The 12,260-nt window shown below is 68.4% G+C and carries 16 protein-coding genes and 1 pseudogene; 9 read left to right on the forward strand and 8 right to left on the reverse strand.

Translation table 11 applies throughout. The features are described from left to right. Together MVA01S_RS32160 and MVA01S_RS24975 are read right to left on the reverse strand one after the other, a co-directional pair. Positions 1-607: pseudogene (locus MVA01S_RS32160) on the reverse strand (hypothetical protein); the annotation flags it as partial. A gap of 104 nt (positions 608-711) precedes the next feature. Beyond that, positions 712-1,494: a hypothetical protein gene (locus MVA01S_RS24975; protein WP_003933672.1), complete on the reverse strand. Its 783-nt coding sequence runs from the start codon at positions 1,492-1,494 to the stop codon at positions 712-714. Between the two features lie 71 nt (positions 1,495-1,565). Between MVA01S_RS24975 and MVA01S_RS24980 the strand changes: the two genes are divergently transcribed. Then, positions 1,566-1,934: a RidA family protein gene (locus tag MVA01S_RS24980; protein ID WP_040543111.1), complete on the forward strand. Its 369-nt coding sequence runs from the start codon at positions 1,566-1,568 to the stop codon at positions 1,932-1,934. Between the two features lie 14 nt (positions 1,935-1,948). Here MVA01S_RS24980 and MVA01S_RS24985 read toward each other — a convergent pair whose 3' ends face one another. Beyond that, positions 1,949-2,311 carry a DUF952 domain-containing protein gene (locus MVA01S_RS24985; RefSeq protein ID WP_051015396.1) on the reverse strand — a complete coding sequence of 121 codons (363 nt, stop codon included), beginning with the start codon at positions 2,309-2,311 and terminating at the stop codon, positions 1,949-1,951. A 133-nt stretch (positions 2,312-2,444) separates the two neighbouring features. Between MVA01S_RS24985 and MVA01S_RS24990 the strand changes: the two genes are divergently transcribed. Both MVA01S_RS24990 and MVA01S_RS24995 read left to right on the forward strand, forming a co-directional pair. After that, a complete protein-coding gene (locus MVA01S_RS24990; RefSeq protein ID WP_003933669.1) occupies positions 2,445-2,636 on the forward strand; it encodes a DUF7455 domain-containing protein in 192 nt (63 codons plus the stop codon). 27 nt (positions 2,637-2,663) lie between these two features. Next, positions 2,664-3,731, forward strand: coding sequence for a YihY/virulence factor BrkB family protein (locus MVA01S_RS24995; RefSeq protein ID WP_003933668.1), 1,068 nt, complete (start codon positions 2,664-2,666; stop codon positions 3,729-3,731). On the opposite strand, the gene MVA01S_RS25000 is transcribed toward MVA01S_RS24995, so the two are convergent. Beyond that, positions 3,721-3,957, reverse strand: coding sequence for a DUF3039 domain-containing protein (locus tag MVA01S_RS25000; protein ID WP_003933667.1), 237 nt, complete (start codon positions 3,955-3,957; stop codon positions 3,721-3,723). The two genes, MVA01S_RS24995 and MVA01S_RS25000, sit on opposite strands and share 11 nt — an antisense overlap. 107 nt (positions 3,958-4,064) lie before the next feature. Between MVA01S_RS25000 and MVA01S_RS25005 the strand changes: the two genes are divergently transcribed. The 3 genes from MVA01S_RS25005 (at position 4,065) to MVA01S_RS25015 (ending at position 6,406) form a co-directional block, all read left to right on the forward strand. Next, entirely contained in the window at positions 4,065-4,463 is a 399-nt protein-coding gene (locus tag MVA01S_RS25005) for a DUF3099 domain-containing protein (protein WP_003933666.1), read from the forward strand. Positions 4,464-4,610: 147 nt separating this feature from the next. Next, positions 4,611-5,570, forward strand: coding sequence for a sigma-70 family RNA polymerase sigma factor SigB (sigB, locus tag MVA01S_RS25010; protein ID WP_003933665.1), 960 nt, complete (start codon positions 4,611-4,613; stop codon positions 5,568-5,570). A 146-nt stretch (positions 5,571-5,716) separates the two neighbouring features. Then, entirely contained in the window at positions 5,717-6,406 is a 690-nt protein-coding gene (locus MVA01S_RS25015) for an iron-dependent transcriptional repressor DtxR (RefSeq protein ID WP_003933664.1), read from the forward strand. 1 nt (position 6,407) lies between these two features. Here MVA01S_RS25015 and MVA01S_RS25020 read toward each other — a convergent pair whose 3' ends face one another. Both MVA01S_RS25020 and MVA01S_RS25025 read right to left on the reverse strand, forming a co-directional pair. Further along, complete coding sequence (locus MVA01S_RS25020) at positions 6,408-7,457, reverse strand: DUF4192 domain-containing protein (protein ID WP_003933663.1); 1,050 nt, start codon at positions 7,455-7,457, stop codon at positions 6,408-6,410. A gap of 97 nt (positions 7,458-7,554) precedes the next feature. Continuing rightward, positions 7,555-8,325: a trypsin-like serine peptidase gene (locus tag MVA01S_RS25025; protein WP_040543132.1), complete on the reverse strand. Its 771-nt coding sequence runs from the start codon at positions 8,323-8,325 to the stop codon at positions 7,555-7,557. 178 nt (positions 8,326-8,503) lie between these two features. On the opposite strand from MVA01S_RS25025, the gene MVA01S_RS25030 reads away from it, so the two are divergent. From MVA01S_RS25030 to MVA01S_RS25040, 3 genes are read left to right on the forward strand one after another with little or no spacing between them, the layout of a single operon-like run. Beyond that, positions 8,504-9,508: a proteasome assembly chaperone family protein gene (locus MVA01S_RS25030; RefSeq protein WP_003933661.1), complete on the forward strand. Its 1,005-nt coding sequence runs from the start codon at positions 8,504-8,506 to the stop codon at positions 9,506-9,508. 41 nt (positions 9,509-9,549) lie between these two features. Beyond that, positions 9,550-10,572, forward strand: a complete 1,023-nt coding sequence (locus tag MVA01S_RS25035; RefSeq protein ID WP_003933660.1) for an alpha/beta fold hydrolase — start codon at positions 9,550-9,552, stop codon at positions 10,570-10,572. A 34-nt stretch (positions 10,573-10,606) separates the two neighbouring features. Next, complete coding sequence (locus MVA01S_RS25040; protein WP_003933659.1) at positions 10,607-11,293, forward strand: PhzF family protein; 687 nt, start codon at positions 10,607-10,609, stop codon at positions 11,291-11,293. 7 nt (positions 11,294-11,300) lie between these two features. On the opposite strand, the gene nrdR is transcribed toward MVA01S_RS25040, so the two are convergent. Then, on the reverse strand, positions 11,301-11,765 hold the full coding sequence (gene nrdR, locus MVA01S_RS25045) for a transcriptional regulator NrdR (RefSeq protein WP_003933658.1): 465 nt from the start codon (positions 11,763-11,765) through the stop codon (positions 11,301-11,303). Positions 11,766-11,893: 128 nt separating this feature from the next. After that, on the reverse strand, positions 11,894-12,260 hold a 367-nt coding region (locus MVA01S_RS25050), incomplete at its 5' end, for a LysM peptidoglycan-binding domain-containing protein (RefSeq protein ID WP_060941734.1).

Genomic DNA, 12,260 nt, shown 5'->3' on the forward strand with positions numbered 1-12,260 from the left:
GGCCGCCCCGGATGCCGGGACCGCCGTCGGCGCCGTGCCCGCCGTCCCCGCCGTTGCCCGTCGACGCGAGGATCCCGGCGTGCCCGCCGTTGCCGCCGTCCTGGCCGACCAGATACCCGTCGCCCCCGCGGCCGCCGTTACCGCCAAACAATCCGGCGTTGCCACCGTTGCCTCCGCGTGCACCGTTTCCGCCGTCGCCCCACAGCAGACCGCCGTTGGCTCCGTTGCATGCCCTGCCCTGGCAGTCCTCGGCCGCGTCGACTCCGTCGCCGATCAACCAGCCGCCCGGCCCGATCATCGGACGGGCGGCCGCCGCGGCTGACGTTGCGGCGGCCGGTCGGTCGCGCTTGCCCGAACCGGCTGTCCCGAACAGCCAGAGTTCTTCTGGAACAGTCGAATTCGATATCGTCGAGGGATCGAACGAGGCCAGTTGCACCGCCCGCTGGGACGTGGCGGGCTGCTCCGACTGCAGACCCGCGAGCACGCCCAGGCCGACGACCGCGGCACCGCCGGTGCCGACGGCCAGCCAGTACCGGCCCACGCCCGGCGCAGGCTGCGCCCTGTGCCGGCCCGTCGATTCCACTGCCACGCCCCGTCGCTGCGCCACGCGATCTCCCCCGTCTATTTGCCGTGTGAATTAGCTGAAATTTAACATGGCAAATCAACGGTGTGGTCAGCAAGACTTCCGGCGGGTCGGGACGGTCGCGCAGATCAGCGCTTGCGGTCGCGCACCTTGTAGGTGGAGGGCCACGACTCGCGGGTCTCGTCGCCGACCAGTGGCACACCCTTGGAGCCGATCCGCACGTCGTAGGCCTCCTTGCCTGCGCCGGCCTCCCGGTTGGCGTGTTCGGTCGCCAGATAGATCAGCTGATCGATCTCGGCCTCGGCGAAGGCGACGAACGTCGTCTTGCGGATGATCTCGTCCTCCGGCGGCGTCATCCGGTCGGGCAGGATCTTCGTCAGCAGCGCCGCGACACCCAGCAGCGTGAACGGCACGACCCAGTAGCAGACGAAGCTCAGCGGCGTCCTGGTGTCCAGGATCGTCGCGTCATGCCGGACCAGCGGCGGGATCATCGACGACACCGTCATGCCACCGAACGCCGCGACCCAGATCCAGGTGAGCAACGAGGTGATCCGGGCGAACGGCTCACTCTCGACGACCACCTTGGGCTGACCCACCACCGCGAAGTCCCGGATGAAGGGCCTGCCGGTGAGCGCCCCGACGAGCGCGACCAGGAAGATGCCCGCATTGCCGAGCGGCTGCAGCCACTGCTCCAGGAACGACTGGTTCATCGTCAGGGCCAGCACTGTCAACACCAGAAACGTTGCGACCGCGCCGGTCTCGAGTGTGCGCCCCGGCGACCTGGTCAGCCGGCCGGCGGCGTAGGCGGCCACCGCGACGGCGAACGCGATCAGCACCGCGGCCCGGAACGGCACATTGCCGACCAGGACCCAGTAGACGATCCACGGTGCAAAGCCAAAGATGATGCCCACGGCCAGCAGTGTAGGGAATCACGATCACCCTCGAGTCGAGCCCCTTGTCACTTTCGGCTTACTTTGTCACGGTGACCACACGTGTGAACGTCTCGACCGACTCGCCGTACGAGACTGCCGTCGGCTACTCCCGCGCGGTGCGGACGGGCCCGTTCGTCGCCGTCGCCGGCACCACCGCCGCCGGGCCCGACGCGGCCACCCAGACCCGGGAGGTGCTGCAGCGCGTCGAGCGCGCACTGCTCGACGTCGGGGCGCGCCTGTCCGACGTCGTGCGCACCCGCATCTTCGTCACCGACATCTCGGCGTGGGCCGACATCGGCGCCGTGCATGCCGAGGTGTTCGGCGAGATCCGCCCGGTGACCACGATGGTCGAGGTGTCAGCGCTGATCTCGCCGGATCTACGGGTGGAGATCGAGGCCGACGCGTACGTGCTCGCGTGAAGGTCGCGCGCCGGTCAGGTCAGCGGCGCGAACCGGCCGTCCGGACCGGGCAGATAGGAAGTGACACTAATCACAGCTCCGACGGGCAAAGGTCCGTACAGATGTGGGAACACCATGCCATCGGGATCAGTCGGGACCCCCGGCTCCCAGTGGACAGGAGAGGTCAGGCGTGCCGCATCGACGCGGAGCAACAGCAGATCCGTCCGCCCGGCGTAGAGCCGGTTGGCCGGCAGATGCACCTGCGACGGGCTCGACAGGTGGACGAAGCCGACGGCGTCCAGCGAGTCGGGCGCGTGCACTCCGGCACGTTGCGACCGCTCCCACTCGACGGTGCTGCACAGATGTACGAGCACCTCAGGACCTGAAAGTGAGCTCATTGCGCCGCCTTTCCACCGCAGTAACGCGGGAACCCGTGAGACACGACACACCTGTAAACCCCCGGGGAACAAGGCCGGAACCCCAAGCGTCTGACAGAGTGGAACTACGTCGCTACCACCCTATGGAGGTGCCATGACCGCAACGCTGACCAGTCCTGGATTGACCAAGGCTGACCGCTGCGACCGTTGTGGGGCCGCGGCCCGTGTGCGGGCGAAGCTTCCGTCGGGTGCCGAACTGCTGTTCTGCCAACACCATGCCAACGAGCACGAGGCGAAGTTGGTCGAACTCGCGGCGGTCCTCGAAGTGAGCCCGCTGGAGCCGTAGCAGCGAATCGGCAATGCTGGTCTGGTCATGGATGACCAGTCAGAGCGGCCGGATGCGCGGCACACACAGCAGGACGACGCACGACGGGTCAAACCCGAACGGGCCAGACCGCAGCGACACCACATCCGGCGCATCACGCTCCGGACGCTCGGAAAAAGTTGGGACGACTCGATCTTCTCGGAGTCGGCACAGGCTGCTTTCTGGTGTGCGCTGTCACTGCCGCCGCTGCTGCTCGGCATGCTCGGCAGCCTGGCCTACATCGCGCCGCTGTTCGGCCCGGACACCCTGCAGACGATTCAAGATCAACTGATCAGCACGACCGAACGGTTCTTCTCCCCCAACGTCGTTGCAGAGATCATCGAGCCGACGGTGCGAGACATCGTCAAGGGCGCCCGCGGCGAAGTGGTATCGCTGGGATTCGTCATTTCACTGTGGGCAGGCTCGTCGGCCATCTCGGCGTTCGTCGACTCGATCACCGAAGCGCATGACCAGACGCCGTTGCGTCACCCTGTGCGGCAACGGTTCTACGCGTTGGGGCTCTATGTCGTGATGCTGGTCGGTGCGATCGTCACCGCCCCCTTCCTCGCACTGGGGCCCCGCAAGGTGGCCGAGTTCATCCCCGACAGCTGGGACCACGTGCTGCAGTGGGGCTACTACCCGGTGCTGTTCCTGGCCTTGGCGGTGGCGGTGAACATGCTCTACCGGGTGTCGCTGCCCAGACCGCTGCCGTCGCACCGGCTGATTCTGGGATCGGTGCTGGCCGCGCTGGTGTTCCTGATTGCCACGTGGGGGCTGCGGGTTTATCTGACGTGGATCACCAGCACCGGCTACACCTACGGCGCGCTGGCCACGCCGATCGCGTTCCTGTTGTTCGCGTTCTTCCTCGGTTTCGCGATCATGATCGGCGCAGAGCTGAATGCCGCGATCGAAGAGGAGTTCCCGGCGCCCGAGACGCACGCCAACCGGCTGCGGGGATGGCTGAGCGCCAAGGCCGAGTCACGCAGCGCAGGCCCCAGGCGGTCACCGCCCCCCGCACCGACACCGGCGCCGGCAGCCGAGCCGCCTGCGGCCGGCGGCGACGTCGCTACTTCTTGAGCTGCTCGTAGATCCGCTTGCAGTCGGGGCACACCGGTGACCCGGGCTTGGCCGAACGGGTCACCGGGAACACCTCTCCGCACAGCGCCACCACGTGGGTGCCCATCACCGCGCTCTCGGCGATCTTTTCCTTCTTGACGTAGTGGAAGAACTTCGGGGTGTCGTCGTCTGTCCCGTCGTCGACGCGTTCGTCGGCGTCGGTGCGTTCGATGGTGTCGGTCTGCATGACGCCTATTCTGCCCGGCCTTCGATCGGTAAGAAACGCGATGGGTGTGTGCGGGTCCGAATGTGGAACAGTGGAGGCATGAACGCCGGATTGAGCATCGTGATCCCGTGCGTGACTCGGAGCTGAGTTTCGACGACGAGGGTCGCCCGGTCCTGATCACCCGGGCAGCTCCCGCCTATGAAGAACAACATCGCCAGCGTGTCCGCAAGTACCTCACGCTGATGTCCTTCCGCATCCCGTCGCTGATCCTGGCCGCGGTCGCCTACAACATCTGGCACAACGGACTGATCTCCCTGGCGATCATCCTGGTGGCGATCCCGCTGCCGTGGATGGCGGTTCTCATCGCCAACGACCGGCCGCCCCGTAAGGCCGAAGAACCCCGCCGTTACGACATGGGGCGGCGGATCCCGCTGTTCCCCACCGCCGAGCGCCCGGCAATCGACGGCACGCCCCACGGCGCGCCGCAACATGAGGCCGACGATCCGCGTGGCGATCTTCCTGGCTGAGCGCTTTCTTTCGCCATTCTCAGCACATTCTCAGGTCACGGGCCAATAACCGCAGATCAGAAGGTGTGAAGCACAGGCAACGCGGGAACTCATTGCGGGCTTGGGACGTTGTAGCTCATGTAAGTCCCACCCGATCAGGAGGCCGACATGGCAAATGCCACCACCAGCCGCATCGACCAGGACCTGGACGCTCAGAGTCCAGCCGCCGACTTGGTGCGTGTCTACCTGAACGGCATCGGCAAGACCGCGTTGCTCAACGCCGCCGATGAGGTGGAACTGGCCAAGCGGATCGAAGCAGGGCTGTACGCACAGCACCTGCTCGACACCCGCAAGCGCCTGGGCGAGAACCGCAAGCGGGATCTGGCCGCCGTGGTGCGCGACGGCGAGGCCGCGCGCCGGCATCTGCTCGAAGCGAACCTGCGTCTGGTGGTGTCACTGGCCAAGCGCTACACCGGCCGTGGCATGCCGCTGCTCGACCTGATCCAGGAAGGCAATCTCGGCCTGATCCGCGCGATGGAGAAGTTCGATTACGCGAAGGGCTTCAAGTTCTCCACCTATGCGACGTGGTGGATCCGTCAGGCGATCACCCGCGGCATGGCCGACCAGAGCCGCACCATCCGGCTGCCCGTCCACCTCGTCGAGCAGGTCAACAAGCTGGCCCGGATCAAGCGGGAGATGCACCAGAACCTCGGCCGCGAGGCCACGGACGAGGAGCTCGCCGAAGAGTCGGGCATTCCGGTCGAGAAGATCAACGACCTGCTGGAGCACAGCCGCGACCCGGTGAGCCTGGACATGCCGGTCGGCAGTGACGAGGAGGCGCCGCTCGGTGACTTCATCGAGGACGCCGAGGCGATGTCCGCCGAGAACGCTGTCATCTCCGAGCTGCTGCACACCGACATCCGCTACGTGCTCGCCACCCTGGACGAGCGCGAACAGCAGGTGATCCGGTTGCGGTTCGGCCTCGACGACGGTCAGCCCCGCACCCTGGACCAGATCGGCAAGCTGTTCGGCCTGTCCCGCGAGCGGGTCCGCCAGATCGAGCGCGAGGTGATGGCCAAGCTGCGCAACGGCGAGCGCGCCGACCGCCTGCGGTCCTACGCGAGCTGACCCACTGACCCACCACGAGCGAAGGCCCGCCGGAGACCCGGCGGGCCTTCTGCGTGCGCCCAGCCGCTCGTGTGTCCGGCGTCCCGCAAGGAAGCGCCGTATTTCCTCGTCCGGCCGGTAGACTCGGGCCGAACGGAGGGTTTGCGATGAACGATCTGGTTGATACCACCGAGATGTACCTGCGCACGATCTACGACCTCGAGGAAGAGGGCGTGATCCCGCTGCGCGCGCGCATCGCCGAGCGTCTCGATCAGAGCGGCCCGACCGTCAGCCAGACTGTCTCCCGGATGGAACGCGACGGGCTGCTGCACGTCGCCGGCGACCGACATCTGGAACTGACCGACAAGGGCCGGGCCCTGGCGGTCGCCGTCATGCGCAAGCACCGGCTCGCCGAGCGCCTGCTGGTCGATGTCATCGGCCTGCCCTGGGAAGAAGTTCACGCCGAGGCCTGCCGCTGGGAGCACGTGATGAGCGTGGACGTCGAGCGCAGGCTGGTGCAGGTGCTCAACAATCCCACCACCTCTCCGTTCGGCAATCCGATCCCCGGCCTGGCCGAGCTCGGTGTCGGCGACGAGAGTTACGAGAGCTTCGCACTGGTTCGGCTGACCGAGCTGCCCGCGGGTATGCCGGTGGCTGTCGTCGTGCGGCAGCTGACCGAGCACGTCCAGGGCGACGCCGACCTGATCGCCCGTCTCAAGGAAGCCGGCGTGGTGCCGAACGCCAGGGTGACCGTCGACGTCAACGACCACGGCGGCGTCAACATCGTCATCCCGGGACACCAGCAGGTCGAGCTGCCCCACGAGATGGCGCACGCCGTCAAGGTCGAGAAGGTCTGACCTAACCCGCTCTGCGCCCGAACGGCCGCCGAGTCGGCAGCTGCACCCCTAGCCGACGGGCCAACCGGTATCCGGTCTGCGCGAGTTCTCTGATCTGTTCGGGCCGCATCCCGGACTGCAACGCCTGATCCAGCATCCCGGCCATCCGGTGTGCCGGCTGCGCCCGCAGCGCCTCGTCCAGCGCGATGCCGGTCAACGGACCGTCACCGCGCACGTAGGCCGAGAACGCAAGAACCACCAGCGCCTCGACCCGCCACGGCTCGGGCAGGCTGCGTGCCAGTTCGGCCCACAGCGCCTCGGCTGCGCCGGCGCCGTCCCCGACGGCCAGCGCGTAAAGCGTGTCGCGCACCCGGTCGTCGGTCAGCGACCACGCCAGCCGGACCCGGTCCTCGTCGGCGAGAGCGCCGTCGTCCTTGAACCGGCCGGCGCACGCGAGCGCATGCTCGATGTCACCGCGTACCAGCTCGTCCGGCCGTGACGGCGCGGGTGCCGTCGCAGCCTCGATCGCCCGGGCCAGCGCCGCGGTGCGCGCCGGATCCGCGAGGGTGACCACGGCGACGAGGTCCTCGCGCCGCTGGTAGAGCCGGCGGCCGTCGAGCACCGCGGCGACCGCCGTCGGCGACGCGGTCGGATCTTCAACGACGCCGGAGTTGCCGCAGCCGTCGGCGCAGTACCAGCGCGCGCCCGCGGCGATCTCGGCGACCACGTGGCAGGCGAGCAGTTCGACATCCTGGGTGTCCATTTCCCGGGTGAGTTCCTCGGCCAGCTGCCGGTGCTCGTCGGCGCACATCGGGCAGTTGGCCCCGTCGGCGTCGACGATCACCGCCACCGCGGTGTCGGCGCCGGACAGGGCCGCCAACTCGGCCAGCCGGTACAACTGGTCAACGGGCGGATCGGACAGGTCGGCGCGCAGCACGGCGCCCATCTCGCCGGCGGCGATGGTCATCAGGACCAGTGATTTCTCGGGCACGAAGCCGAGCACGGCAGGCAGTGCCGCGATCAGGGCACCGGGGCGGTCGAGCGAGGGATACGGGTGAGGTGTTGAGGCCATGTGGCCAACCTCGCAACCGCCGCCGACACCGATCGTTCGAAGGTGTCCGGGCGCGGCTCAACTGTGGATGAATTCGGATCTGGGGATGAACCCTGTGTCATGCGCAGCCGTCGTCGAATGTCCCCGGCGCGACGTCCCCGGGCCCGCCGGCCTCCGCACGCGCCATCAGCGCGGCGATTCCGTCGTCGAAGGGCGGGGAGAACGACACTTCCTCGGCGCATCCGCCGCCGTCGAGTCCACCGATCAGACCGGTCACCGCCGGCCCGGAGATCCACGGCGCTCCCGAGAAGCCGTCGACCACCCCGTCACAATGCAGAGTCGGGAATCCTTCCCGCGCAAAGCCTGCCGGTGCGCGGCACGCCGAGGGACCGCCACCGACACCTGCGGGATAGCCGACCACGGTGACCTCCTGGCCCGACTCCGGTGCCGCGCCCAGCCGCAGCCCGCCGCCGACCGGCGGTGGCAGCCGCTGCCCGTCGGCCCGGCTCACCCGTGCGATTGCGTAGTCGGCGGCCGGTTCGCTGCCGTCCACCCAGCGGCGGTCCAGGAACACCGCGTCGATCCGCCAGCCGTCGCGCGACGTGCGCCCCGCACCGAACCCCGGGACGAACACCGCCTCCACCCCGTCGGGCAGGCAGTGCGCCGCGGTCAGGATCAAATCTGCCGCCACAGAGTCCAGCACGGCACCGGTGCACACGTGACGTTCCGCGTCGCCGGAGAACACCGCGCCGACGCGGGGGTCCGGCGCCACCGGCTCCACCGACGGCAGCTCTGCGACAGGCGGTGCCGTCGGTGCGGGTTCGGTACCCGCGCACGCCGCCAACAGCACCGCCGCCAGCAGCGGGCACGCGCGCCGGAGTGCACCCATTCCGCCGATCCTGCCCGCTGCGGGACCGTCGCGGAATGTCACACGGGCGTGTGCGTGTTCGAACATCTGCGTGACGGCGGGCCACCCCGCGTGGCGGCGCGGCTTCCGTGCGGGACACTTGTGGTTCACGGTTTGCCCGCATCAAGTTGTGAGTACCGAACCGAGGAAGGCGAGACATATGGCTGACGACGAGCAGGACTCCGGCCAGGAGCACCAGGGCCAGCAGTACCAGCCGGAGCAGACCGGCATGTACGAACTCGAGTTCCCGTCCCCGCAGCTGTCCTCCCCCGACGGCCGCGGTCCCGTTCTGGTGCACGCATTGGAGGGGTTCTCCGACGCCGGGCACGCGATCCGGTTGTCCGTGCAGCACCTCAAGGACACCCTCGACACCGAGCTGGTGGCGTCCTTCGCGATCGACGAACTCCTCGACTACCGGTCACGCCGGCCGCTGATGACGTTCAAGACCGACCACTTCACCCACTACGACGAGCCGGAACTGAATCTGTACGCGCTGCACGACAGCGTGGGCACGCCGTTCCTGCTGCTCGCCGGGCTCGAACCCGACCTGCGCTGGGAGCGGTTCATCACCGCGGTGCGGCTGTTGTCCGAGCGGCTCGGCGTGCGCCGGGTGATCGGGCTGGGTTCGATCCCGATGGCAGTGCCGCACACCCGGCCGATGACCCTGACCGCCCACTCCAATGACAAGGAGCTGATCGCCGAGCACCAGCCGTGGGTCACCGAGGTCCAGGTGCCCGGCAGCGCGTCGAGCCTGTTGGAGTTCCGGATGGCCCAGCACGGCTACGAAGTCGTCGGATTCACCGTGCACGTCCCGCATTACCTGGCCCAGACCGACTACCCGTCCGCAGCCGAGACCTTGATCTCCGAGGTCGCGCGGAACGGGTCGCTGCAGATCCCGACCGCGACGCTGACCCAGGCCTCAGCCGAGGTGCTTGACAAGATCAACGAACAGGTCGCTGCCAGCACGGAGGTCGCTCAGGTGGTGGAGGCCCTGGAGCGTCAGTACGATGCGTTCGTCGCTGCTCAGGAGAACCGGTCCCTCCTGGCGCGGGACGAAGATCTGCCCAGCGGGGAGGAACTCGGCGCCGAGTTCGAGCGGTTCCTCGCCGAACAGGCCGGTGAGAAGAAGCGCAAAGACAGGGACGACCCCAGGGACGGCCGGTAGCTCCGCCTGCGGCCGGCCGTGCCGACGACGGAGTGGGCGACATGACCGAACGCAAGCCCCATCTGCGCCCCGTGCGCGAGATCACCCCGACACTCAAGTACTGCACCATCCACGGCTACCGGCGGGCGTTCCGGGTGGCCGGATCGGGTCCGGCGATCCTGCTGATCCACGGCATCGGCGACAACTCGACCACGTGGGCCACCGTGCAGACCCAGTTGGCGCAGCGGTTCACGGTGATCGCACCGGATCTGCTCGGACACGGCAAGTCGGACAAGCCGCGGGCCGACTACTCGGTGGCCGCCTACGCCAACGGTATGCGGGACCTGCTCAGCGTCCTGGGCATCGACAGTGTCACGGTGATCGGCCATTCCCTCGGCGGTGGGGTGGCCATGCAGTTCGCCTACCAGTTCCCGCAATTGGTGGACCGGCTCATCCTGGTCGGCGCCGGCGGGGTCACCAAGGACGTCAATATCGCGCTGCGCATCGCCTCGATGCCACTGGGCACCGAGGCGCTGTCGCTGTTGCGCCTCCCGTTGGTGCTGCCGGCGTTGCAGACGCTCGGGCGCATCGGTGGCACAGTCCTAGGCTCCACCGGCGTCGGCCGCGACATCCCGCACATGCTCCGCATCCTGGCTGATCTGCCCGAACCCACGGCATCGTCGGCGTTCGCGCGCACCCTGCGCGCGGTGGTCGACTGGCGCGGCCAGGTGGTGACCATGCTGGATCGCTGCTATCTGACGCAATCCGTTCCCGTGCAACTGATCTGGGGAGACCTCGACGCAGTCATCCCGGTCGATCACGCGGAGATGGCCCACGCCGCCATGCCGGGGTCCCGGCTGGAGATCTTCCGGGGCTCGGGCCACTTCCCGTTCCACGACGACCCGGACCGCTTCGTCGAGGTCGTCGAGAGGTTCATCGACTCGACCGAACCCGCGGTCTACGACCAGGACTACCTGCGCGAATTGCTGCGCACCGGCCTCAATGAAGGCGCACTGTCCGGCCCGGCCGACACCCGGGTGGCGGTGCTGGACGCGATGGGCGCCGACGAACGCTCCGCAACCTGACCGGCCGGCGTGGTCGAACACGTAGCATCGGGCCATGGCCATCGATGTGACCGTGTTGCGCGTATTCACCGACCAGGACGGAAAGTTCGGCAACCCGCTCGGCGTCGTCGACGCCGCCACGGTGAGCGCCACCGACCGACAGCGCATTGCCACCGAATTGGGTTACAGCGAAACGGTTTTCGTCCACCTCCCCCGCGAGGGAACGCACAGCACCCAAGCCCACATCTACACCCCCACCGCGGAGATGCCGTTCGCCGGCCACCCGACAGTGGGGGCGTCGTGGTGGCTGAAGGACCGCGGGATGCCGGTCAAGACGCTGCAGGTACCTGCAGGCATCGTGCAGGTCACCTATGCCGGCGAACTCACGTCGGTCAGCGCCCGCGCCCAGTGGGCCCCGCCGTTCTCGATCGCCGAGGTCGACTCGGTCGATGAACTCTTGGCCGCCGACCCCGACGATTACGCCGACGGGGCCGAGCATTATCTGTGGACCTGGCTGGACGAGGCGGCAGGCACCATCCGGTCCCGGATGTTCGCACCGCACCTGGGCATCCGCGAGGACGAGGCCACCGGGGCGGCCGCGGTCCGGATTACCGAGCATCTCAGCCGGGACCTGACGATCGTGCAGGGCAAGGGCTCGGTCATCTCGACGACATGGAGCCCCGAAGGTTGGGTACAGGTGGCCGGACGGGTGGTCGACGACGGAAGTCGCCAACTCGACTGACTGACCGTCAGCCCTGGGCGGAGACTCCCCGGTGAGCCCGCAACTCCTGGATCTCGCGCTCGAAATCCTCGGCCGAGGTGAACGAGCGATACACCGAGGCGAATCGCAGGTAGGCGACCTCGTCGAGCTCACGCAGAGGGCCCAGGATCGCCAATCCGACGTCGTGGCTTGCCACCTCGGGAGATCCGGCGGCCCGGACCGCATCCTCGACCTGCTGGGCCAGATGGTTGAGTGCATCGTCGTCGACCTGACGGCCCTGGCATGACCGCCGCACGCCGCGAATGACCTTCTCCCGACTGAACGGCTCGGTCACGCCACTGCGTTTGACCACCGCCAGCACCGCGGTCTCCACCGTGGTGAACCGGCGCCCGCATTCGGGGCAGGACCGGCGCCGGCGGATCGCCTGGCCCTCGTCGGTCTCCCGGGAATCGACCACGCGGGAATCCGGATGCCGGCAGAACGGACAGTGCATCACCGCTCCTTCGCCACTCCGGGGTTCGATCGCTTCGATCGCCCTTGAGCGTACCTGCGTCACCCACGGCCGGCTCACGGCCGGACCTGTCAGCGCATACCGCATCGGACCGGTCCTCGACGAAACGCTCAGGCGACCGGCGCGATCAGCGTCTGACCGGTGTCCAGCGCCGCGGTCTCCAGCTTGTTCAGTTCGCGGATGCGGTGCACGACGTCGGCGACCGGAGCGTCCGGCGCCACCCGGCGCGCGACCTGCTGCAGGGATTCACCGCTCTGCACCTGCACCACCGCGAGGCGTCCGGGCACTTCCGGTCCGCCGCCGACGAGACCGCCGAACTGGCCGACCAGGCCCAGCCACAGCGTGATCCCGGCAGCGACGAGTGCCAACAGCACGGTGGTCGCCGGCGTGATCGGGCGGCGCCGGTGCGACGCCCTCGACATCAGCACCCCGGTCCCCCGGTGGTGCACCGCGGCCCCGCCGGGCCGGCGGGCCGGC

This window comes from Mycolicibacterium vaccae NBRC 14118 = CIP 105934 (assembly GCF_001552715.1).
Lineage (GTDB): Bacteria > Actinomycetota > Actinomycetes > Mycobacteriales > Mycobacteriaceae > Mycobacterium > Mycobacterium vaccae.